Raw genomic sequence first — 24375 nt, 5'->3', positions numbered from 1 at the left:
ACTTTTACGGCATGGCGGCGCACATACCCTGCGAAGGCGCTCGCAAAGCCGGTGTAACCGCTGTGCATTCATAGCCGGTTGTCACCGACAATGGCTGGATAACGCCTCCTGATTCAGTGCCCATCAGGATAGGTTCTAAGACAGTTCCCATTCAGGTTTGGCAACGTCATCGTCAGACTGGGCCCGCTAACTTTATACTCCCTGCGAAATAATCCCTGCGAACTTAATATATTGAATATGATGAATAAATTATCCTTTTTCCTCGCCGCCCTGCTGGGTCTGTCCACCACGTTGAGCCTGCATGCGGAAGAAAAGCGCTATATCTCCGACGAACTGGTGACCTACACCCGCAGCGGGCCGGGCAATCAATACCGTATCATCGGTACCTTGAATGCCGGTGAAGCCGTCACGCTGGTTAGCGTCAACGACAGTGCGAATTACGCCGAGATTCGCGATGACAAAGACCGCACCAGTTGGATTCCTCTCGACCAACTCAGCCAGACCCCTAGCCTGAAAACTCGGGTGCCGGAACTGGAAAACCGGGTAAAAAGCCTGACAGATAAGCTCAATAGCGTTGACCAGGACTGGAACCAGCGCACCACCGATCTGCGCCAGAAGGTCGCGAGCAGCGACAGTACCCTCGCCTCGCTACAGCAGGAAAACCAAACGCTGAAAACGCAACTGAATGTCGCGCAGAAAAAACTTGAGGTCGCCAACCTGCAACTGGACGATAAGCAGCGCACGCTGATCATGCAGTGGTTCATGTATGGTGGTGGCGTGGCCGGTGGCGGTCTGTTGCTGGGATTGCTGCTGCCACATCTGTTGCCCCGGCGCAAAAAAAACGACCGCTGGATGGGGTAAGACCTGAACACGGGATCGCCAGTTATACCTAAAATAATTCGAGTTACAGGCAGGCGGCAATCGAGCGAATCCCCAGGAGCTTACACAAGTAAGTGACTGGGGTGAGTGAGGGCAGCCAACGCACCTGTAACTTGAAGTATGAAGGGTATATACCGATGTGCCGTTGTGTTCAGGAAGCAGTTAATCAACAATAACCACTGTGACCGTTAGCGACCCTGTCGGCTACCGCTAACGTGTGTTCCATTTATCGACACAGCCTAAACTTATCGACACAGCATAAACATCGGGAGCCGGGTTTGAAGATTTACCTTGTAGGGGGTGCAGTGCGTGATGGTCTGTTGGGCAGGCCGGTCACCGAGCGCGATTGGGTCGTGGTCGGTGCCACGCCAGAAATGCTGTTAGAGCAAGGTTATCAGCAGGTTGGCCGTGATTTTCCGGTATTCCTGCACCCAGAGACAAAAGAGGAGTACGCACTGGCGCGTACTGAACGCAAATCCGGCAATGGCTATACCGGGTTTATTTGTCAGGCAACGCCGAACATTACTCTGGAAGACGATCTGCTACGGCGTGACCTGACCATTAATGCCATCGCGCAAGCGGAAAACGGACAGCTCATCGACCCGTATGGCGGTCAGCGCGATCTGCAAAACCGGCTCCTGCGCCATGTCTCGCCAGCGTTTAGTGAAGACCCGCTGCGGGTGCTGCGGGTCGCGCGTTTTGCTGCCCGCTATGCTCACCTCGGTTTTCAGATTGCCGAAGAAACTCTGATCCTGATGCAGACCATGACCCGTAACGGCGAGCTGGATTTCCTGACGCCGGAGCGAGTCTGGAAAGAAACGGAAAAAGCTCTCGGCACGCAGGACCCTCAGGTCTATTTTCAGGTACTACGCGACTGTGGCGCACTGGCTGTCTTGTTTCCCGAAATCGATAAGCTCTATGGGGTACCCGCTCCCGCGACCTGGCATCCGGAAATCGACACCGGTATCCACGTAATGATGAGTCTGGCTATGGCCGCTCGCCTTAGTCCAGCGATCGATGTCCGCTTCGCCACACTGTGTCATGACCTTGGCAAAGGACTGACACCGCCTGAACTCTGGCCACGCCATCACGGCCACGGTGTCGCAGGTGTACCGCTGGTCGAGGCGTTATGCCAGCGCTTGCGGGTGCCAAATGCCTTGCGCGACCTGGCCTGTCTGGTAACCGAGTACCATGACCTGATCCACACCGTGCAGATGCTGCAACCCAAAACACTGCTTAAGTTATTTGACGCGATTGACGTCTGGCGTAAACCCCAGCGGCTGGAGCAATTGATCCTCGCCAGCGAAGCGGATGCACGCGGACGCGCCGGGCTTGAGCAACAGCCCTATCCGCAAGGCGACTATCTGCGTGACGCCTTTGCCGTCGCCAGTCAGATAACCAGCGCAGAAGTGGTGGCCGACGGGTTTCAGCATGCGGCGATCAGAGAGGAGTTACAGCACCGTCGACATCACGCGCTGGAGGAATGGAAGGCCCAACGTGCAGAAAGCACGACCGGGCCACACACATAACACCACGATGATTGGTGTCATCGCGATTGCATTGCTATCGTCGATCGTATTGTTGTAGTCGATCGTATTGCTGTCGTCGCCGGGGAGCATGGATTACCCCGGCGACATGAACATTACATCAGTACCAGCCACACCACCGCGGCCACAATAAAGCGGTAAATCGCAAACGGCACAAAAGACACGCGTTTAATTAACTGCAGGAAGGTTTTGATAGCGATCATCGCCACTACAAACGCAGTCACAAAACCGGTTACAAACATCGGCAGGTCAGACAACGACAGGAAATGCCAGCTTTTGTACAAATCCAACCCGCTCGCCCCCAGCATGATCGGCACCGCGAGGATAAAGGAGAACTCGGACGCCGCATAACGGTTAACACCGACCAGCATCCCACCGGAAATGGTCGCGCCAGAGCGAGAAAAACCCGGCCACAGCGCCAGACACTGAAAGCAGCCTATCAGGAATGCCTGAAGATAGCTGATGTCGTCCAACCCTTCCGCTGTGGGTTTGTTCGGTTTGCGCCACTCCGCAAACAGCAGTAATACGCCGCCAGCCACCAGCGCGTAAGTCACCGTCACCGGATTAAACAGTGACTTGATGGCGTCATGCAATACCAGCCCCAACACAACAGCAGGGATCATCGCCAGTATAATGTGCGCCAGCGTCAGATGGCCTTTGCCACGCCCTTCATGCTGTGGCGGCTGACCAAAATGAATGCCAATCAAGCCGAACATCCGCCGCCAAAACACCACCACGACAGCCAGAATCGACCCTAACTGAATAATGACTTCAAACGTCTTGGCGGTGTCGCCCTCAAACCCCAGCCAATGACCAACAATAATCATATGCCCGGTGGATGACACCGGTAGAAACTCGGTGAGCCCTTCCACCACCCCAAGAATGAACGCCACCAGCAACGAATGCAGATCCGCCATCGACCGTTAACTCCCTACCTGCCACATAAAAAAGCGGCCTTGCTACCAGCAAGCCGCAACGTATAACGCACATCGAATGATGTCCCCTTAAGGACACAACTTAAAGTAAAGATATTATCTTTTAATTACCTTAAGAACGGTCTGTGTTTATGCCGAAATAATCACCAACCGATCACGCCGACGGCCGAACGCCACGTTCAATGACCACACCGACGCTGCGTGCTTGCGCCACCGCACCGGGCTTACTGACTTTCAGCCGTAACCAGGGAATACCAAAACGTTGCATCAACCCTGTAGCTACCTCTTCTGCGACACGTTCCACCAGCGCAAAACGTCCACCAGCCACCCACTCAATCACGGACTCGCTCACCTCGGCATAATTCAGGCAATCCGTTACCTCATCGCTGGCGGCCGGAGGCCGGTTGTCCCAGGCCATTTCGATATCGAACACCAATTTCTGCTGGATGGTCTGTTCCCAGTCATACGCACCGATCGTGGTGATTACGCTGAGTTCTTCAATAAACACGATGTCCATCACGTCATCCCCTGTTTTTAGCGCCGCCGGATACCACTTCCGGCAGAAAGTGCGTATTATCCACAGATGCTGAAGTTAAAACGACCTTTATTGGACGGAAGCCGTTTATGAGTGTTATCGCGCCCGGAATGATTCTCGTCGCGTATCTGTGTGGCTCGATCTCCAGTGCGATCCTGATTTGTCGTATTGCCGGGTTGCCCGATCCGCGCGAACACGGCTCAGGCAATCCCGGTGCCACCAACGTACTGCGCATCGGTGGTAAGGCTGCTGCTGCCGCGGTATTGGTTTTCGACATTCTCAAAGGGATGCTGCCGGTATGGGGCGCTTACGCGCTGGGCAGTTCACCGCTGTATCTCGGTCTGACGGCGATTGCAGCCTGCCTTGGGCATATCTACCCGGTGTTTTTTCACTTTCGTGGGGGCAAAGGGGTCGCGACCGCATTTGGTGCCATCGCGCCTATCGGCTGGGATCTGACGGGGTTGATGACCGGTACCTGGTTACTGACGGTGCTGTTAAGCGGCTACTCCTCGTTGGGTGCGATTGTCAGCGCACTGATAGCCCCGTTTTATGTCTGGTGGTTCAAGCCGCAATTTACCTTCCCGGTGGCCATGCTCTCTTGCCTTATCCTGATGCGCCATCACGATAATATCCAGCGCCTGTGGCGTGGACAGGAAGGCAAAATCTGGAAAAAGCTCCGTCGTAATCGCCATTCGGCGGACGATACACCTGATGAGCACGACGTCTCCTGACGGTTTCCTGAACGTAAAACTGAATCTAAAAAAAGCGGCCAGTCGGCCGCTTTTTCTGTCATGACTATGATCCTGTCAGGATTATGAACGGTGGCTTAGTAACGCCCTAATGCGGCCATCGGCTGTGGCTCCAGCCGGAACTGGGCCATGCTGGCCGCCAGTTCACGCGCCTGTTCTTCCAGCGATCGGGTCGCTGCCGCCGACTCTTCCACCAGCGATGCATTCTGCTGTGCAACGGAATCCATCTGCGATACGGCCTGGTTTACTTGTTCGATACCGTTGCTTTGCTCGCGGGTCGCCGTAGAGATTTCACGCATCAGCGTTGTCACCTGGGATACGGACAACGCCACCTCACTCATGGTTTCCCCGGCAATACGGGCGATATCCGTCCCTTCGTTGACCTGAACTTGCGAATCCTGCATCAGCACTTTAATTTCTTTGGCTGACTGGGCGCTGCGTTGTGCCAGATTGCGTACCTCGCCAGCCACCACCGCAAAACCACGGCCCTGCTCTCCGGCTCGTGCCGCTTCTACCGCCGCATTCAGTGCCAGAATATTGGTCTGAAAAGCGATACCGTCGATCATCGCCAGAATGTCGGCCACGCGTGCCGCCGTGGCGGAAATCATCTGCATTTTATCCAGCATCTGGTCAGCGGCTTCACGCCCTTTACCTGCAATATCCGAGACCTGCTGTGCCAACAGGTAAGCCTGATCGGCGCTATCGGCATTCAACTTCACGGTAGACGCTAACTGTTCCATACTGGCGGCCGTCTCCTCTAGCGAGGCAGCCGACTCTTCGGTGCGCTCCGCTAAATGGTTGTTGCCAGAGGCCAGTTCACTGGTGCCAAGATCAATCTGGCTACCTGCGTCACGCACTCGCCCCACCGCAATAGCCAGCGACTGCTGCATGGATTTCATCGCCCGAATCAATCGGCCGATTTCATTGTTACCGCCATCTTCAATTGTGTGTGACAGATCGCCCTGCGCAATAACCTCAAGCTGCTGCACAGCACCGTCCAGCGGACGTAACACAATCTGCCGGATGGCCCACCAGGCTACACCAGCCAGCAACAACGCGACGGCAAAGACTACCCCCATCGTCCACAGTCGGCTATAAGCCAGCTCGTCTGCCTGCAGCAACAGGGTTTCCCCCACCTGCAAGGCAAAATTACGGAAATCGGTGATGGCTGAATCCATGTTGATACTCAGCGCTGGCAGCGTATCCTGCATCAGGGAGTAGTAGTTATCCAGATTGTCGCTCTTTAACGCGGCGACCAACGGTGTCATGCCCTGACGGTCATACGCGTCATAAGCTACTTTGATCTGTTCAGCCAGTTCCGCACCGCGTTTGGTCACCGTGCCATACGCCAGAAAGCGCGCCATCTCCCGACGCGACTGATTGACATAATCTTCAACACGCCGAAGGGTATCCCGCGCCTGGTCAATCAACCCAATCTCATAGAGTCTGGCGGCCTGTGACGCCGCCGTTCTGGCCCGCAACGCGGCGGTATAACTCGACGACAGCGCACTGAGTTCCTTGCCCTGAATTTTGTCGATAGACACTAATGACCGGTTCCCCTGACTAATCGCACTGGTGCCAATACCAACAACGATCGCCAGCAATACCAGCATAATACTCCCCACTGCCAGCAGACCATGCCTGACCGTAATGCTCTTTAGCATCCGTACTCTCTCCTGTAATTCAACATCATAAAAAACAACCAAGAATGAAATAGCGATCCCGCCTCGTTGCCCGGCGCACCTGACGATGCGCCACAGCGCCTGTCTGGTGACACGATTCAGGACTGACGTTTATCGGAATACGGCTAATTGTTCTTTAATTAGATTAATTATTTAATTTCCATTAATTAGCACCATATGGAATCCATTTTGACAGGCACACCATACACCGCGTGCGCTCACCCTAAAAAACCACGACTTTCGCCATCAGTTGGCTATAATGAGCGCCACTCCATTCTGGTTTGAAGAAGAAGGAAACCGACATGAGTTTGAATAGCGTACCGGCGGGTAAAGACCTTCCGGAAGATATTTATGTAGTGATCGAAATCCCGGCCAACTCCGATCCGATCAAGTACGAAGTGGACAAAGAAACCGGCGCCCTGTTCGTAGACCGTTTCATGTCTACCGCCATGTTCTATCCGTGCAACTACGGCTACATCAACCACACCCTGTCACTGGACGGTGACCCGGTTGACGTGCTGGTGCCGACGCCGTATCCGCTGCAGCCGGGTTCGGTTATCCGCTGCCGTCCGGTTGGCGTACTGAAAATGACCGACGAGTCTGGCGAAGATGCCAAAGTGGTTGCCGTACCGCACACCAAGCTGAGCAAAGAGTACGACCACATTAAAGACGTGAACGACCTGCCGGAACTGCTGCGTGCCCAGATCGGTCATTTCTTCGAGCACTACAAAGACCTGGAAAAAGGCAAGTGGGTCAAAGTGGAAGGCTGGGCTGATGCCGCCGCCGCGAAAGCCGAAATCCTGTCTTCTTTCGAGCGTGCTAAAAACAAATAAGGCGCCGTGATGACGTCTTTCGTGTTTTGACTGCGACAGTCACATGACGGGCAGTCAGAAACAGAAAGTCAGCAACGCCTGAATCACAACACCGCCGATGGCGGTGTTGTTGTTTATACCTCAGCGATAATGTCCTTCATCACCGGTATTACTCTTCGTCAAACGCAGGCCGCCAGGAGCTGCCAACGCCGAACTCCGCTTCATACGCTGGCCGGGCCGTGACGGTGTCGTAAATGATGTGCAGTTTTTCAATCAACCCTTCACTGTTCATTTCCAACACATCGACACACTCAAAATGTGCTGGCTCACCGGAAGGCAATGTCCATTTGAATTTGAACCAGATGGTAATGAGCGGCCGACCGTCCACCTGCGACCCTTTCGTCACCCCCTTCAGATTGATTTTCGCACGTCCGGTGTCTTTGAATAACGCGGTATAGAAATCAACGGCTTTTCTCGGGCCATACAACGGTGAAAAGACCACCCCATCCGGGGTATATAGATCGAGAATGGCGCGAAGATCGCTCTTCTCCAGCGAGTCAAGGTACGTTTTAGCAATCTGATCCGGTGTCATTGTTTTTCCTCCTGAAGCGTAATATCCATCGTAATTTCACCGGCTGCCAACGGCTCGGAGAGCTGCCATGCAGTCAGTACATGCGTTGCCAGTTGACCGACGTGGCCGACAATATCGCCCGCGTCGGTCACCAGTGTGGTTGCCTGCGATGTTGCCCAGGCAACCTGGTCATCTTCACGGCAGTGAACAACAAGGCCGCGCACAGCCAGTGCAGCCAGCATCGCCGTCAACAATTGTTCTTTGCTGCGCCCCAGCGCTGCCAGATGGAATGGCTGCTGGGGGATAGCCGAGCGCAACAGTGCCAGTTGTTCGCCAGACGGCACACGCCCGGTCGCCACACTCGGAGCAAGAGGCAAGCGGCCAGGTAAAAACACGCGCGCACGTTCAAAAATACCGCCGTAATGCAGCGGCAATGCGCTGCCTTGCTGCTGCCACAGGGTCAGTAACCCCGGCAACAAGAGCGGCTGCATCACCGGCTCAATGCCCTCTATCGGGTCACGCAGTTGCCAGTAATTGGCTAGCGAGTCCGGTAAGGTAGCGGGTTGTACGCAAGCCAACGCCTGCACAGAGGTAAACGGAAAGGTCGAGACCTGTACCCATCCCTCGGTCGCCATCGTCCAGTCGGTCTGGCTATCAATGTCATTGGGGCCTGATTTTTCCGCCTCTGCCGTGACCAGGTCCATCGCCCTGCTGCTGGCATAGGTCAGGTCGCCATTCACGATCGGCTGCAAATCTTGCAAACCGTCCCTGAGCATCAGCGTGCGTTCCACCCCAATGCCGAATGAAAAAGCGCTGAACACATCAGGGTCGACACCGCAATTGATAAGCACATCCCGATGCACCATGCCGCAGCCTCCCCATTCAATCCACCCTTCACCCTGACAAGTCGGACACGTTGCCGACTGCCCATGGCACTGATTGCATTGAATGTCGATTTCGGCTGCCGGTTGCGCGTAGGCAAACTCATAAGGCCGTAACCGCGTCACCACCCCTTGCCCAAACAGCGAATGCGCCAGTTCATCCAGCAATTGCTTGAGGTTATCCATCGTCAGATGGCGGTCTACCGCTAACCCCTCCAGTTGATTGAAGACCGGGCTGTGCGTGGCATCAAGCGCATCAGGCCGATAGGTACGGCCAATATGAAAGCGATATAACGGCGGCGATTGCGTCAGCAAGGTACGCGCCTGTACTGGCGACGTATGCGCACGCAGCACCAACCCGGAACGTGGCCGATGTGGTTCTGGCTGTTGTTCCGATGTCGTTAACTCGCCGTACCGCTCTGCGGCTGACTGGATCAGATAAAAAGTATTGTCTGGGGTACGGGCAAAATGATCGTCAGCCATATTCAGCACATCGAAATTGAACCATTCGGCTTCAATTTCTGGTCCATCCATCGGGGTATAGCCACGCGCCTGAAAAAAACCGGCGATCTGTTGCCTGAGCAACGTCAGCGGATGCAATGAACCTCGCGGAGGTTGGCTACAGGATGTCATGATGAAGCGCCCTGCAATGTCCAGGCGGCGATACGCTCATGTACCAAATCCATCATGTCCCAGGCCTGACGGCACAACGGCAGCAGTGATTGTATTTTTTCAGCTGGCAGGCTGTGGAGGTAAGCCTGACCGATAGACCGATGGTCATCATCCGCTTCGGCATGCACATCAAAATAATCGCCTTCAACCTCGGGCTTATGGAATATTTCAGAGGTGGCGAGGCCAAATACGTGACCACTCGACTCGACGACCAGATGCACCACCACCACTTTCCCTGCTTCATCCTGTTGGTACATCTGAGAGACAAACCAGTTACCGGCCGCTTCCAAAATTGGGTCGTAAACCTCGTCATTAATCTCATAACGCACGCGCAATAACTCATCATGCCCCACTTCTTCCATGAAATGACGCTGATACTCCTCCTGCAAAGCCGGGGTGATGCACAGTGCCTGGCGAGCCAGCACCATTTTCTGAAAATAACGTGACCAGACATATAAGGCTGATACAAAACGTTGACGTAATTGCGCGTCTTTCTGTAACCGGCCGGAAGAGAATAGCTGAAACAAGGCATTGGTCTGGTGACGCCCCACCAGCGTTTCGTTCACCTGATAAAGGTTATTTAGTGCATCGCTGAATGTTACCCTTGCCTGTTGTTCATCCTCATATAATCCCTTACCTTCAAATTGAATCGACAAACCATGGAAGGTTTCACCCTCACGGGTGGTAAAGCCGTGGTTGCGAAAGGGTTCTACACAAACAATATCCCCCTCATATAATTGACGAGGCTCATCTCCCGTTAATTGCACAGAACCACTACATACAATAATCATGGATTTTGTCGGGTGTTGATGGACATCCAGTGTCTCACCATCGGTTAAACGCACCCAGGCAAATGACAAGCGACCTGACTCGGGGATAAAATGAGCCAGATTGTCATTGCGTCGAAAATCACGGTGCTGCCCCAACAAATGCTTTTCACCATTAACGTCTACATGTGTGATCGCACGAATTTGCTCACGCGCAATAACATTTACAACAGCATGTTGTTCCTTATTCATTTCCAACGACTCCTTGTAATGACAGTTATTATATTTCGCTTTATTGACAACAACGATAAAATCACAAAGATTAGCCATGCGGCCTTTCATTCATGATCATGAAATTTTCATAAAAAGTGTCAGTGCAGATTATTTCGTAAAATAGATTCAAACCTTCACGGTTACTCCAATACAGCCAGCAGATTATCCATTATCTCAGGTGCAGCCAGTGAAATACGGATATAACCGATAAGCCCCATTGGATTGGGTAATACATCAAATCCGGCATTCAGTAGTTGGGCCGCCATCGATTCAGGCGCTTTGATAGTAATAAAACCAGCATGAGCAAATACTTTTTCAATGGCAGGAATACGTTTCAACCGTAGCGCAACCCGTTCCCGCTCCTGAATGAAAAGCAAAATTTGTTGTTTTAATTGAGCGATATTTGATAATGCCGCTTGCGCCTGCTCAATGACCGGCTGAGGAAGGGCAAAAGGGAGACGAACCTTCATCATAGCGTGAATCAGTTCAGGCCGGGCCAGTACCGCGCCCAGGCGCAACCCAGCCAGCGCCATGCCTTTAGACAAGGAGCGCACCACAATCAGTTGCGGATAGTCATGAATCAGATGACGAAATGAACGCCGGGCAGCATATTCTACATAGGCTTCATCGATAACAACCAACCCTGAGAAATTCTCCAGCACGTGAATAACCTCATCCATCATCAAGCCACTGCCGATGGGGTTATTCGGGTCACATAGCAAAATACCTTTCGCCTGACTTTCCTTTATTCTATCCAAATCAAGGTGATTAAACTCGTCACCTAAAAGCGGGATAGGCTCAATATGAACAGAATAGGCCGTAGCCAGTTCATCAAACAAACGGAAATTAGGTGGGGTGACAATCACACTGTCTTGTCGCGGTTCAAAGAACGTTCGAAAGACTAAATCCAGACCATCAGAGGCACCACGGGTCATGAGCACCCAATCCGAATGCCATTCCTGACTACCTTGATATCCCTCTATCTCTGCCAGTGCGTTAAGATAATGGCTGGCGAGTGTTGGATAGACATTCGCAGGGTAACGATTTTGCTGACCACCAAACGGGTTTTCGTTATCTCGCAGGTTAACCATGCCTCGCTCTTCTGAACGGGAAGAAAAACTGAAGGCAGGCTTCATACTATTAATCACATCCCTGACCAGTGACTTTTCCATTTTCGTCCTTGTATTAGTGAATTACAAATGGTGTGCAATGCCTTTCCTTTTATTCTTATCCATATTAACCCTTCCACTGCAATAGAAAATAAATATGACGAGCAGAAGAAATCACTCAATATAAATAACAATAGCATCCCAAGGCGAAAGATTTTCTTTCCCCACCAATAAACAACATAACAAAAATAAATAACGACTAACCAAAACGGCAAATAAGGGTGAATTAGTGTTAATGATTTTTATTATTGAATCAAAATCGCCACACTGTCAAGCGTCATAAAAAAACAAAATAACATCACAAGAACAACAAAAATTTCACTCAAAAATAGAGAATAGAATTAAAAAATATCAACAAGATTTCTTTACAAAGAAAGTATTAATAAACCAAAACAACAAATAAAGAAGAATAAATAAGAGCAAGTGACTATTGATAGAAATAAATAATCCCGGTTAACGTTATTCGCTACCGGGATTATGCAGAGTATGACGTGATGGTAGGTTATGGCTCTTCGTTACGCTTCAACCAGTCGCCGCTGACGATACGACGTAAGCCAGTAACCGGGCGCTGATACAGGTAAATCCAGGCGCTGCCATAAGGCGTGGCAATCAACTCACGCTGGTAAGCTCCGCCTCCCCGCTTCAGTTCATCCAGTTCGGTCAGAATAGACGAACTGATGCGGTACACTTCGCAGTAAATCTCTCCTTCGCCTGCAACCGCCGCCGGATAGTGTCCCAGATCGTATAACTCATACCCTTCGAGCTGGTGATCCCCTAACCACTGAGCGTTGGTCATCCAATGACTGTTTCCCTGTTTGCGCCGTAAACTGCCGTAGACAATAATTCGCATTGCTAAAACTCAAACTGATAGAGCACATCGAGTGCCTGATTCACACCAGACACCGCTTCCAGATATAGTTTTGGCATTAAACGGTAACGTAAGGTTAACGTTGCCAATGAATCGAACAGGCCGACACCATATTTGACCTGCAGGCCCGGAAGGACGTAACCGCTGACAACAACCTGCGATTTGTCGCCAACTCCCTGTGTATCCAGAGCTAAATTGCTTACGCCAAAGGCCTCGCCGATTTTACCCACAACTTGACCACTTTGTGCAACCCCTAAACCAATAAGGGCTGATGTCATCATCGAACTATCCGCGCCACTACTGTTCAAACCCTGACCGCGCAGCAGATAAGACAACGCTTCCTCCTGCGATAATGTCGGTTCCGAAAACACATCCAACTTAGGTGCACTGGCGGTACCGGTGACCCGAACGCCGACCGTCACGCTGTCTGCGGTATTATCCGGGTTGCGAATAGCCTCGATATTTAACACCGGCAGCGTCGGCGGCCCGGAAAACAGCAATAGCCCTTTACGCACTTGCAAATCCTGCCCATAGGCCTTGAAGCGCCCTTCCTGCATCGAAATCTGCCCGTTCAGCCCCAACCCTTGTTCATCCTGCGAGACTTTCAAATCACCATGAAGACGGGCTCGTAACCCATAAGCATCCAGCCAGACATCATCGCCCACCCGTACAATCAGGTTGCTGGCGATCGGAATCCCGCGGGCCACGGTGGTGACCGGCTGACGTCGCGCATCCAGAATCACTTCATCCGACGAGACATCCACCGCACTGGCGGGCATATCGTGCACCACAATTCGCGCCCAGGGGATCGTCACCGTACCGTTTAGCGACAGTAGCTGTGGCGTCGCCTCGAACACGATATCCGGCGACACATCCAGCCGCGCCATCGGTGGCACCGTCACCCGCATACGATCACCGTTCACGGCAATCCGCGCTCGCCAGGCATCGAATACCGACCAGTCGGCATTCCCCGCCAGGGTTATTTGCCCCTTTGTGGTACGAAACACTCCTTGCAATGTCGAGGACATACCGTTGAACACCAACGCTAACCGCCCGCTGGTTAAATCAACGGGCATCCAGTTACCGTCCACATCAAGGTTATCCAGCGTGAGTTGCCCGAACACCTGTGGACGTTGCAGGTCACCCCCCAAGCGCAGATTCGCATTGACGACACCGGCGGCTTTCTCATTTTGGCGTAGCATTGGTCGCAGCAGGTCAAGTGACAACGCATTCAGCGTCACCGTACCACTCAGATTACGGCGATGCTGTGGATCCGTAATAGTCACCTCCCCTCGAAAACGCCCGTTGCCCTGAATGCCCATCAGCCATGCCAGTCGCGCCTGCCCGTGCTCTAATCCGGCATCTAGGGTCAGCGTGTCAAACGCTATCGGCAGCGTACCGCCTTCAACCTGCTGGCGGACGGTGACACCCTGGCCCACCAGCGTGACACGGGCTTGTGGCAAACCACCGTTGGCCTGCCAACTGACTTGCGCATTGCCGTTCACCGTACCACTCACCGCCGTCTGCTGGCCGATAAAAGGTGCCAGCATCGCCAGATTAAACCGGTTAAGCGTCACGCTTGCCTTGCCGCTGGCTCCCGCTTCAATCGGCTGAGGTACACACAATTCAGCATTAGGGTTACGCCAGCAATGCGTTCCTATCGTGACGGTCTGCGCCGCAACCTGATAGACCAGAGACATCGACGGTGCCAGCCGCCATTCACCAACCGGGGTATCAAACCGTGTATCACTCAGTTCTCCCTGCCAGCGCTGCTGTGCACGGTCGAAGTGGCCGCTCAATAACAGCTGGCCGCCTACCGGCTCGCCGTTCAGGGTGACGCGTAGCTGGTGCTGATTCTCATCACCGGTCGCCCGGACATTCAGCGACGCCAGCCGCACATCCCCCTGCGTCAGTTGCTGCACCTGTAACGTCAGTGTGCCCTGTACCTGTTTATCCGATTGCACGTCACCCTTGAGTGTTAGTTTACCGAGGCTCAGTTCCTGCCAGCGCAACGCGGTGGCGGAAATATCTGTCTGCAACTGTGGTGCCTCACGTTTGCCCTCCAGCCGCAGCTTCCCGGTTATCTGCCCGCCCAAACCGGGCAGTATTCCATTGAGTGACGGCGCATTAATGTCACCGTTCAATCGCCACTGGTCGTTCAATTCCCCCTGGAACGTCAGTTGGTTACGCCCCAGCGAGAGCGTCACCCCCGGAATCGACCACTGACCGTCGGCATTACCACTCAATGCCCCTTTGGCACTCAGTTTGTTCTGCCTGATTTGCCCATCCAGCGCCAACTGCGGTACATCAAACCGCCATGACTCCCCCGCCAGACTGCCATTAATGGTGAATACACCGTCCAGCCGTGCTGGCCACTCTGGCCATTGCTGCGCGGTATTGATGCCTGTGAGCGCCAGATTACCGTTCCAGGTTATCGCATCACGCCAGTCCAGTTGACCGGTTATGTCCGCCGTTCCCTGCAACGCCGCCAGCCGTAGTCGTGCCAGCGAGAACCGTTGTTCACTGCCCTGACCGTCGAGCGTCAGGGTACCGGGCGGCAGTCCACTGCCACGGATATCCCCGCGTAGCGACAATGAATAATCCGTCACTTTTCCGCTGACATTCACTTGTACCTGATTGAACTGGTAAAGCGCATCACCGGTTATCGGCCAACGCAGTTGCGGTGTACGCACGCTCAGATTCAGCGGCAGGCCGGGTTCAGCCAACGCAGTCTGAATATCGACCTGCGCCCGCTGCGGACCAGACAGGTTTATCGCCAGCCGCAACTGCTGGCGCAGGCTACCGTCAGCAGTCAGCCGTATGCGTTCCCCTTTGAGCAGGTCGCTATTGAGTATACCGTTGAGGTTGAGCGTGACCGGCCAGTCGCCCGATAAGGTCGCATTACCATGCGCGTACAGTGCGCCCTGCGGCGATTGCACCGTGAGTTGCTGCAACGTCAGCGTCTGCTGTCGGGTAGCCGCCTGCAGTTGGACGCGTGAAATAGCTACCGGCTGGCTCCCTACAAGCTGCCATGACTCCCCCTGCAAATCGGCAATGGTGAGATCTAACGGCAAGGTAAACTCAGGCATCGCAGGCAGTAGCGGTGCGGCAAACAATGCATGCAGCGTTTCGCCCAACGGCGGCGGCTTAACCGCCGTCACTGGCGGTGTAGACGGCGCTTTCGCGGTGGCAGGCAGCGAGACAATGAGGCCTGATACCTGTGTCGGCAACAACGTCAGTGAACGCCCCTGCCAGTTCAGCGCCGTTTGCAACGAGTTCAGTGACACATCGGTACCATCAACCAGAATGCGACTATCGGTCAGGCTGATGTGATTCAGTGCCATCGAAACCGGCGCACGTATTTCGGTTACCGGTGCGGCGTGTGCTGGTGGCTCAGCGTCGACTGGGGGCAATGCCTGAGTATCGATAGCGACCGTCAGCCCCCGCAACGACAGGTCATCCAGACACAGTTGACTGCGCCACAGGCATCCCGGTGTTAACGACACATGCAGTCGCTCCGCCTGCACGCTGACACCGGGTGACTGGTAGCGTATGCCATTGAGCGTCAAATTCCGCCACCCGCCCTCGACAGTCCCCATTTCCAGCCCCGGCACCCAACGCGTAGCCGCGCCAAGCAACATATGTAACCCTGGCGTGGTGGTCACCAGCAGTATCACCACCAGCAATAACGCCAGCACACCCACCGTCAGGCCAATTCCGGCTTTTTTCATCCTGCTCATAATTCCGGTCCCAGCCCGATATAAAACTGCAATCCACGTTTATCGTTGTCGCCAATCGGCCGGGCGATATCCAGCTTGACTGGCCCGACCGGCGAAGCCCAGCGCACACCAATACCTGCGCCTGTTTTAAGGTTGGTGCGAGTCAGATCGTTGACGGCTTCGCCACTGTCTATGAAAACGGCTCCCCACCATTTTCCCGTGACGTTGTACTGGTACTCCAGTGATCCTGTTGCCAACTTCGAGGCACCGGTGAGCTTGCCGTCACTGTCGCGCGGAGAAATGGATTTGTACTTATAACCGCGAATGCTGCGATCGCCACCCGCAAAGAAGCGCAACGAAGGGGGAACACGCGAGAAGCTCCCGGTTTCGATCCAGCCCAGATTGGCGCGGGTCACAAAACGGTGTTTTTCCGCCAGCGTTCGGATCCAGACGTTCTGTGCCTGAAATACCGCAAAATCAATATCCGACCCCCACAAGGTGTTGGAGACATCCACCGAGTAACGCTGGGTATCCCCCCAGTCGGGCATAAGCCCACCTCGCTGTCGGGTACGGTTGAAACTGACGCCGGGGTAAAGCAGCATGGTGGTATTGGTGACGTTGGCCTGAGTAAAGTGATCCAACGTCCAGCGCATATTCACGGCACGCTGCCAGCCGCTGGATAGCTCCCAGTAACGCGCCAGATTGAATGTCGTCGAGTCAGACTGGGTATCGTTGAGATCTTCGCGCTTGAAGCCCCCCTGCGCCAAATAGTACTGCTCCAGCGGGCTTTTCAGCAGGGGCATCTTGTAGCTGAAATCCAGTTGCTGTTCCGGCGCAGATACGCTCAGACTGCTTTCCAGACTGTGACCGTAATCGTTAACCCAGGGTCTTTTCCAGGTTGTTTTCAGCCGTGGCCCGACATCGGTGGCATACCCTACCCCGGTTTCCACATTATTACGGGTACGCGGCGTCACCACCGCTTCTAGCGGCAGGACTTTACTCTGGCGACCGTGTTCAAAATCTGGTGACACTACCGCAGAGTTAAACCAACCGGTGGCAGACAAGCGCCGGTTAAACTCCCCCAGTTGCTCCACCGAGTAAGCATCGCCCTCACGAAAGGGCACCAGATTGTGCAAATACGCCTGCTGAATCTGAGAGCCACGAAAGTTCACCTTACCAAAGCGATAACGGGGGCCGCTGTCATAATCGATGTCCCACCAGGCCTGATGGGTAGAGGGCATCACCCTTAACTGGCTTTTAGTGAAATGACCGTCGAAATAGCCCTTACGCATCGACAACGTATTGAGTTCGTCTTTAAACGCATCGTAATTACCGTGATTGAGCGGACTACCAACCGCTGGCCGACGTTGCTGCACCAGTTTTTGATAATCCTCATCCTGTTGTGCACCACCGCGAATAGCGATGCTGGAACCGGCGATGTTGACCGGCTCTCCCGGTGTCACCGTGACCTTCAACACCGGGCGGCCACGCCCCTGCGCCGGAATAAATTCAAAGCGGATATCCGGGTCGTAGTACCCCAAAGCACGAAGGCCCTTGCGGATAGCTTCATCAACCCGGGCACGGAAACGCCCATCAGCATTAACTTCATCCGGGGTGATGGTAGAAAGGCGTGCCCGCACATTCTTCTGCAACTCCCCGTCCAGCCCGGTAAGTTGAAGACGTACATTCGATGCAGCCCATGCCGACATCGCCATCAGCAGCAGGCAAACTATGCTTAACACCCGGCAGAACACGGCGCTACGGCGGCAAAATCTATTTTTTGTCCTGATAAAAATTGTCACATCACTTCCCAGTAGCGTCGGTAGAATCGACGTATTTTCTTAACAACAACAAACAGGTATATCGGTAACGATAGGATTAGTTACCATGGTTAACTATAGATAGTCGTCGCCATGCCGACAACGCCATGAACCTGAAAGTCGCCCACACCCGGCACGATAGCCCGACAATGCGTACACTTCAGGTCAGAGGCCACCGCCTCAACGACATACTCGCTGTCGATACCCGCACCGTTGTCATATATACCCCAAATAATTCGAGTTGCAGGACAACACGCTCGCGTGTTGAACAACGCGATGCGTTGGCCCTTTAGGGCAAGGCTCGTTAGAGCCTTGTAACGCGGCAAGTGAGTGACAAATTCGTCGGGAACGAATTTGACCAGCCAACGGCTGGCCTCTGGTGAGAGACAGGATGTCTCTCATTTCATCCCGATGAGCTTACTCAGGTAAGTGATTCGGGTGAACGACAAATCGGCATACGCCGATTTGAACGCTGCTTGCAGCGGCCCGAAGGGCGAGGCCCATGAAGTGGGCCGAGTAACGCAGCCAACACACCTGCAACTTGAAGTATGACGGGTATACCTATGCTATTTCGCCATAAAGACAGAGCGCATTAACTCGGTTATGCTCTGAAAATGACGAAATACAGGGTGATAATCAGGAGCCAAACGTGATAGTGAATTTTGACAAGACCCAGTTGATCGACAAGTCAGATGCCCTGCCAGGCCGCACGACGCCGATGCCGGTCGCCCGCCTGAACGTGGTCAACCAGCACTCCATGACCCACGTTCCGGACCACATGGAGGTGGCGATTTTCGCGATGGGCTGTTTCTGGGGCGTAGAGCGCCTGTTCTGGCAACAGCCGGGGGTTTACAGCACCGCGTCAGGGTATTGCGGCGGTTATACCCCCAACCCGACGTATCGGGAAGTGTGCACCGGTAAAACGGGCCATGCCGAAGCGGTACGGGTAGTGTTTGACCCGGCAGAGGTGAGTTACACCCAGTTGTTGCAGCTGTTTTGGGAAAACCACAATCCCGCGCAAGGGATGCGTCAGGGCAACGACATCGGCACGCAATACCGTTCCGCTATCTATACGTTAACGCCAGAGCAGGACGCCGCCGCCAAAGCCAGTTACCAGCGCTTTCAGCAAGCCATGCGCGAGGCAGGCGACAACCGTGCCATTACCACCGAAATTCAACCTGCCGGGCCGTTTTACTACGCTGAAGATGAGCACCAGCAATACCTGCACAAAAATCCGCACGGCTACTGCGGACTGGGCGGCATTGGCGTGTGTTTACCGCCGCAAGGCTAAGGCTGGCGACGATTTCATCGCACCTGTTATACTGTGCATCCACAGGACCGGTTTCCGGTCCTTTTTGCGGTGCCACAGCACCCATAATGTGATTCCCTTTCAGAGGTTCGCCGTCCGCGACGACTGTGCGAAAAAACTATGTTAAACAGTCTGTTAATTATTTTATGTCTTATCGCCATTAGTGCGTTTTTTTCCCTATCGGAAATATCGCTGGCCGCTTCGCGCAAAATCAAACTGAAGCTGATGGCCGACGAAGGAGACCTTAATGCCGTGCTGGTACTGAAATTCCAGGAAACGCCGGGTATCTTCTTCACCGTGATTCAGATAGGCCTCAATGCGGTTGCTATCCTCGCCGGTATCATCGGCGACGCGGCGTTCTCCCCGTATTTCGAAATGCTGTTTACCCGCGTTCTGCCGCAAGACATGGTCGCCCGCGCCAGTTTTGTCTGCTCGTTTGTGCTGGTGACCAGCCTGTTCATCCTGTTTGGCGACCTGACGCCGAAGCGCATTGGTATGATTGCCCCGGAAGCGATTGCCGTTCGGATCATCAACCCCATGCGCTTCTGTCTGTTGGTATTCCGCCCACTGGTGTGGCTGTTCAACGGTCTGGCAAACCTGATTTTCCGGCTGTTCAAATTGCCAATGGTGCGTAAAGAAGACATCACCCCGGATGATATCTATGCGGTGGTGGAAGCCGGAGCACTGGCCGGTGTGCTGCGCAAACAGGAACATGAGTTGATCGAAAACGTGTTCGAACTGGAGTCCCGTACCGTACCGTCCTCCATGACCTCGCGCGAAAGTGTGGTGTATTTCGACTTGCACGAAGATGAAACGCAAATCAAAGAGAAAATCGCCCACCAGCCGCACTCCAAGTTTCTGGTATGCGACGGCACCATCGACCAAATTGTCGGTTATGTGGATTCCAAAGATTTGCTGAACCGGGTGTTGGGGAACCAGAGTCTGGAGCTGACCAGCGGCGTTCAGATTCGTCCGGCGCTGATCGTACCGGATACCCTGACGCTGTCAGAAGCACTGGAAAGTTTTAAAACGGCAGGAGAAGATTTTGCCGTTATCCTCAACGAGTACGCGTTAGTGGTAGGGATTATCACCCTCAACGATGTGATGACAACGCTGATGGGCGACCTGGTTGGACAAGGGATGGAAGAGCAAATTGTCGCCCGTGACGAGAACTCCTGGCTTATCGAGGGGGGCACACCGATAGAAGACGTAATGCGCGCGCTGAGTATTGATGAGTTCCCTCACTCCGATAATTACGAAACCATCGGCGGGTTCATGATGTACACGCTACGCAAAATCCCCAAACGTACCGATTTTGTTCGTTACTCTGGGTATAAATTCGAAGTGGTGGATATCGACAGCTACAAGATTGATCAGTTGCTGGTCACCCGGCTGGAAGAAAGGGTGACGGTGAACCCCGAAACGCCCCCGGCCTAAGTCAGCCTTCACCGTTCAGTCGCCACCAATAACAACGGCCCGTCAAAGGGCCGTTTTCCTGTTGCAGAAGAGGGTTCGTCAACCCAGTTCAGCCTGCAATTTCAGTACCTGACGGTTAACTTCAGACATGACCACCAGATGCTGTTTATCCTGCGTCTTGGGCAGCAGGATGCGCCCCTGATCAAATTCAAAAGCGCCAATCCCGTTAATGTAGAGCCTTCCGCGAAACAGGATTTTCACATACTTGGCGACCTTCAGGGGATTGTAACGCTCGAAGATCCTCATCGTCTTCCTCTCCTCCCGTTTTTATTCACCACGCCCCCCGTTCCTGATTCAGGCCGGAGATGTCCTGCGTGGCAATCATGTACTACTGATTAGTGTCTCTATTCTGTGGTTAGTTCCCGCAACCGCAGCATTATTTATGGCATTTACATAATTTTACCGAATAGATTAATGCCATAAATTTTAAATCAGTATAAACCTTCAAGGTATTACCGTGTGTGCGGTATGCCGCAAACTCGGGCATACCACCGCACTCGCGTTAACGGCCGCCAATCTACCGGGAAAATATGACCAAAAAACGACAGTACGTCGTGCGTCATGTTAAAGATGAAAACGTAAAGAAAGGTATCGCAGCAGGCGCGTTGGCTGCTGCGATATCAGCGGGAAGGATCAGGCTGGCATATCACGACCAGTAGAAAATATGCCTCAGAACAGCGATACGCGGAATCCGGGGTTCAGGAAGGACTCACGCGGCACATAGGAAAGCTCACGCCCCTGCCAGTCATGCACTTGTGCTCCGGCAGCCAGCGCCACCGCATGCCCGGCGGCGGTATCCCAGATATTCGTCGGTCCAAACCGCGGATACAGTTGCGCTTTGCCTTCGGCGACCAGACAGAACTTCAGCGACGAACCGATAGAAACGGTCTGGTGTTCACCTAACTGGCGCAGATAATCATCCAGCTCTGCGTCGGCATGGGAACGGCTCACCACCACCAGCGGCGGCCGGGCGTCTTTCACTCGAATCGGACGGCGCGCACCCTGTTCCTCTTTCCAGGCATTGCCCTGTGCGGCGGCATACATCACGCCCGTCACCGGCACATACACCACCCCCAGCACTGGTTTACCGTTATCAATCAACGCAATATTGACGGTAAACTCACCGTTGCGGTTAAGAAACTCCTTGGTCCCATCCAACGGGTCCACCAGCCAATAACGCTGCCAGTGCTGGCGTTCGGACCACGCCTGCGGGTCCTCTTCCGAGAGCATCGGGATAGTGGGGTGCAGTTCCGCCAGCCCACGCGCAATCACCTTATGCGCCGCCAGGTCAGCCGCCGTCACCGGCGAATCATCTTTTTTATGCGCTACATTGAGCGGCTGATGGCCGTTATATACCTGCATGATGGCCTCTCCCGCCTCACGCGCCAGTTGGCAGATCGGTTCTAGCATCGTTTCACCTCGTTATCTGTACAGGCCATTATTATGTCTGTCCCCGGCATTCTATCCTTTAATAAATCGCGTTGCAGGACGGCGGGTATATGTCATGCTTCACACTTCAGACTGATATTTAACACTATATTCATCAAAATCTGCGATATAGATTCAGGCTTCGCCGCCAGGACGTCGGACAAATGACCAGCGGCGTTGCCCTATTCATACCTCGTCACAGGAGCGACCTTTATGAAGCATAAGCTGGTGCTGAGCCTGCTTGCGATGGCTATCGCTACCGCTACCCAGGCGGCGACCGTCGATTTACGGGTGCTGGAAACCACCGATCTTCACAGCAATATGATGGACTATGACTACTATAAAGACAGTCCAACGGATAAATTCGGACTGGTCCGCACCGCCAGTTTAATTCAGGCTGCTCGCCAGCAGGCCATCAACAGCGTGCTGGTGGACAACGGCGATATTATTCAAGGCAGCCCCCTGGGTGACTACATTGCGGCCAAAGGATTACAAAAAGGCGATGTGCACCCGGTCTATCTGGCGATGAATACGCTGGATTACGCGGTCGGCAATATCGGCAACCACGAATTCAACTACGGGCTGGACTATCTGCACAAGGCCTTGTCTGGCGCCCACTTCCCTTATATCAACGCCAACGTACTGGATGCCAGTACCGGCAAACCACTGTTTACACCTTACCTGATCGAAAAGAAAACGGTGAAAGACCGTGACGGTAACCCCCATGAACTGCGCATTGGTTACATCGGTTTTGTCCCGCCACAAATCATGGTGTGGGACAAAGCCAACCTGAGCGGTAAAGTCACGGTGGCGGATATCACCGAAACCGCGAAAAAATGGATACCAGAGCTGCGTAAAAAAGGGGCGGATGTGGTGATTGCCATCCCGCATTCCGGCCTGTCGGCTGAGCCGTACAAAGCGATGGCGGAAAACTCGGTCTACTACTTAAGCCAGATTCCCGGTATTGACGCCATTATGTTTGGTCACGCTCACGCCGTATTCCCGAGCAAAGATTTTGCTGGCATCCACGGTGCCGATATCACCAAAGGCACGCTGAATGGGGTTCCTGCTGTTATGCCCGGCCAGTGGGGCGATCACCTTGGGGTGGTCGATTTGGTCTTGAACAATGACAGTGGTCAGTGGAAAGTGACCGAAGGCAAAGCGGAAGCCCGCCCGATCTTCGACAAAGCCCAGAAGAAATCACTGGCGGCGGAGGATGCGCAACTGGTTAACGTACTGGCGGACGCCCACCAAAAAACCCGTGAATTTGTCAGCCAGCCTATCGGCCACTCTTCGGACAACATGTACAGCTACCTGTCGTTGATTCAGGACGACCCAACCGTACAGATAGTCAACAACGCGCAGAAAGCCTACGTCGAACATTTTATTCAGGGTGACCCGGATCTGGCGGACCTGCCGGTGCTCTCTGCCGCCGCGCCCTTTAAGGCTGGCGGTCGCAAAAACGACCCGGCCAGCTATGTGGAAGTCGAAAAAGGCCAGTTGACCTTCCGTAACGCCGCCGATCTTTACCTCTACCCCAACACGCTGGTGGTGGTGAAAGTCAAAGGCGAGCAGGTACGGGAATGGCTGGAATGCTCCGCCGGTCAGTTCAACCAGATTGATGTGCATAAACGCGAACCGCAATCGCTGATCAACTGGGAAGGGTTCCGCACCTACAATTTTGACGTGATTGACGGTGTCAGCTACCAGATAGATGTCACCCAACCCGCCCGTTACGACGGCGAGTGCCAATTGATCAACGGTAATGCGCACCGCATCAAGGATCTGACCTTTAACGGCAAACCTATCGACCCACAGGCCACGTTCCTTGTCGCCACCAATAACTACCGCGCGTATGGCGAAAAATTCGCCGGTACTGGTGAAAAACAAGTCGCGTTCGCGTCACCGGATGAAAACCGTGCAGTACTGGCTGCCTACATCAGCACTGAAACGAAAAAATCCGGAGAGGTGAAACCATCAGCGGACAACAACTGGCGTCTGGCGAAGATTGTCAGCGATACACCGCTGGATATCCGGGTGGAAACCTCTCCATCGCCAAAAGCCGCTGCATTCATTAAGGAAAAATCGCAATACCCACTCACGCTGGTGGGCAATGATGATATCGGCTTCGCCGTGTACCGTCTGGATTTACAACACTAACCCGTCACCACACCGCGCCGCGCCGACAGGCGCGGTGTTTTCATCGCCCTCTTTCTCCCGGTAATCCTTTTTAGGGATAGCTAATTTTTAAAGATGCATTTAAAATACATTTTATAAATAACA

The 24375-nt window shown here is 53.7% G+C and carries 19 protein-coding genes; 7 read left to right on the top strand and 12 right to left on the bottom strand.

Annotated features, from left to right (window positions below):
* The first annotated feature begins 240 nt into the window (after positions 1-240).
* On the top strand, positions 241-861 hold the full coding sequence (locus LF929_RS04005; RefSeq protein ID WP_038908907.1) for a TIGR04211 family SH3 domain-containing protein: 621 nt from the start codon (positions 241-243) through the stop codon (positions 859-861).
* Positions 862-1157: 296 nt separating this feature from the next.
* The gene (locus LF929_RS04000) at positions 1158-2408 is read left to right on the top strand and encodes a multifunctional CCA addition/repair protein (RefSeq protein WP_226092487.1); all 1251 of its coding nucleotides are present in this window, start codon (positions 1158-1160) and stop codon (positions 2406-2408) included.
* Positions 2409-2521: 113 nt separating this feature from the next.
* Here the strand turns inward: LF929_RS04000 and bacA are convergent, their stop codons facing one another.
* Together bacA and folB are read right to left on the bottom strand one after the other, a co-directional pair.
* Entirely contained in the window at positions 2522-3343 is an 822-nt protein-coding gene (gene bacA, locus LF929_RS03995) for an undecaprenyl-diphosphate phosphatase (protein ID WP_038908909.1), read from the bottom strand.
* Positions 3344-3515: 172 nt separating this feature from the next.
* Complete coding sequence (folB, locus tag LF929_RS03990) at positions 3516-3878, bottom strand: bifunctional dihydroneopterin aldolase/7,8-dihydroneopterin epimerase (protein ID WP_038905496.1); 363 nt, start codon at positions 3876-3878, stop codon at positions 3516-3518.
* Between the two features lie 107 nt (positions 3879-3985).
* Here folB and plsY point away from each other — a divergent pair, with 107 nt between their 5' ends.
* Entirely contained in the window at positions 3986-4627 is a 642-nt protein-coding gene (gene plsY, locus LF929_RS03985; protein ID WP_038908911.1) for a glycerol-3-phosphate 1-O-acyltransferase PlsY, read from the top strand.
* A 95-nt stretch (positions 4628-4722) separates the two neighbouring features.
* Here the strand turns inward: plsY and LF929_RS03980 are convergent, their stop codons facing one another.
* Positions 4723-6309 carry a methyl-accepting chemotaxis protein gene (locus LF929_RS03980; protein WP_038908912.1) on the bottom strand — a complete coding sequence of 529 codons (1587 nt, stop codon included), beginning with the start codon at positions 6307-6309 and terminating at the stop codon, positions 4723-4725.
* A gap of 320 nt (positions 6310-6629) precedes the next feature.
* Here LF929_RS03980 and ppa point away from each other — a divergent pair, with 320 nt between their 5' ends.
* A complete protein-coding gene (gene ppa, locus LF929_RS03975; protein WP_012885989.1) occupies positions 6630-7160 on the top strand; it encodes an inorganic diphosphatase in 531 nt (176 codons plus the stop codon).
* Between the two features lie 148 nt (positions 7161-7308).
* On the opposite strand, the gene LF929_RS03970 is transcribed toward ppa, so the two are convergent.
* The 7 genes from LF929_RS03970 to LF929_RS03940 form a co-directional block, all read right to left on the bottom strand.
* Complete coding sequence (locus LF929_RS03970; protein WP_038905500.1) at positions 7309-7731, bottom strand: nuclear transport factor 2 family protein; 423 nt, start codon at positions 7729-7731, stop codon at positions 7309-7311.
* A complete protein-coding gene (locus tag LF929_RS03965) occupies positions 7728-9224 on the bottom strand; it encodes a phenylalanine--tRNA ligase subunit alpha (RefSeq protein ID WP_210174525.1) in 1497 nt (498 codons plus the stop codon). Before LF929_RS03965 ends, LF929_RS03970 begins: the two co-directional genes overlap by 4 nt.
* Positions 9221-10282 carry a cupin domain-containing protein gene (locus LF929_RS03960; protein ID WP_038906454.1) on the bottom strand — a complete coding sequence of 354 codons (1062 nt, stop codon included), beginning with the start codon at positions 10280-10282 and terminating at the stop codon, positions 9221-9223. The genes LF929_RS03965 and LF929_RS03960 overlap by 4 nt, the downstream gene beginning before the upstream one ends.
* A 161-nt stretch (positions 10283-10443) precedes the next feature.
* Positions 10444-11475, bottom strand: a complete 1032-nt coding sequence (locus LF929_RS03955) for an aminotransferase class I/II-fold pyridoxal phosphate-dependent enzyme (protein WP_210174526.1) — start codon at positions 11473-11475, stop codon at positions 10444-10446.
* Positions 11476-11974: 499 nt separating this feature from the next.
* Positions 11975-12322: a gamma-glutamylcyclotransferase gene (locus tag LF929_RS03950; protein ID WP_012885994.1), complete on the bottom strand. Its 348-nt coding sequence runs from the start codon at positions 12320-12322 to the stop codon at positions 11975-11977.
* Positions 12323-12324: 2 nt separating this feature from the next.
* On the bottom strand, positions 12325-16080 hold the full coding sequence (locus tag LF929_RS03945) for a translocation/assembly module TamB domain-containing protein (protein ID WP_210174527.1): 3756 nt from the start codon (positions 16078-16080) through the stop codon (positions 12325-12327).
* Positions 16077-17774, bottom strand: a complete 1698-nt coding sequence (locus LF929_RS03940) for an autotransporter assembly complex family protein (protein ID WP_210174675.1) — start codon at positions 17772-17774, stop codon at positions 16077-16079. Before LF929_RS03940 ends, LF929_RS03945 begins: the two co-directional genes overlap by 4 nt.
* A gap of 757 nt (positions 17775-18531) precedes the next feature.
* Here LF929_RS03940 and msrA point away from each other — a divergent pair.
* Together msrA and LF929_RS03930 are read left to right on the top strand one after the other, a co-directional pair.
* Positions 18532-19170: a peptide-methionine (S)-S-oxide reductase MsrA gene (gene msrA / locus LF929_RS03935; protein WP_226092530.1), complete on the top strand. Its 639-nt coding sequence runs from the start codon at positions 18532-18534 to the stop codon at positions 19168-19170.
* 138 nt (positions 19171-19308) lie between these two features.
* Positions 19309-20625, top strand: a complete 1317-nt coding sequence (locus LF929_RS03930) for a hemolysin family protein (RefSeq protein ID WP_038905509.1) — start codon at positions 19309-19311, stop codon at positions 20623-20625.
* Positions 20626-20703: 78 nt separating this feature from the next.
* Here LF929_RS03930 and LF929_RS03925 read toward each other — a convergent pair whose 3' ends face one another.
* Both LF929_RS03925 and cysQ read right to left on the bottom strand, forming a co-directional pair.
* Positions 20704-20910: a DUF1107 domain-containing protein gene (locus LF929_RS03925; protein WP_012885999.1), complete on the bottom strand. Its 207-nt coding sequence runs from the start codon at positions 20908-20910 to the stop codon at positions 20704-20706.
* Positions 20911-21333: 423 nt separating this feature from the next.
* Positions 21334-22074, bottom strand: coding sequence for a 3'(2'),5'-bisphosphate nucleotidase CysQ (cysQ, locus tag LF929_RS03920; RefSeq protein ID WP_038908917.1), 741 nt, complete (start codon positions 22072-22074; stop codon positions 21334-21336).
* A 231-nt stretch (positions 22075-22305) separates the two neighbouring features.
* Between cysQ and LF929_RS03915 the strand changes: the two genes are divergently transcribed.
* Complete coding sequence (locus tag LF929_RS03915; protein WP_038908918.1) at positions 22306-24252, top strand: bifunctional 2',3'-cyclic-nucleotide 2'-phosphodiesterase/3'-nucleotidase; 1947 nt, start codon at positions 22306-22308, stop codon at positions 24250-24252.
* Positions 24253-24375 lie beyond the last annotated feature (123 nt).

It is taken from the genome of Dickeya oryzae, assembly GCF_020406815.2.
In the GTDB taxonomy this organism is placed as follows: Bacteria; Pseudomonadota; Gammaproteobacteria; order Enterobacterales; family Enterobacteriaceae; genus Dickeya; species Dickeya oryzae.
This window is presented reverse-complemented; position numbering and strand designations above follow the sequence as displayed.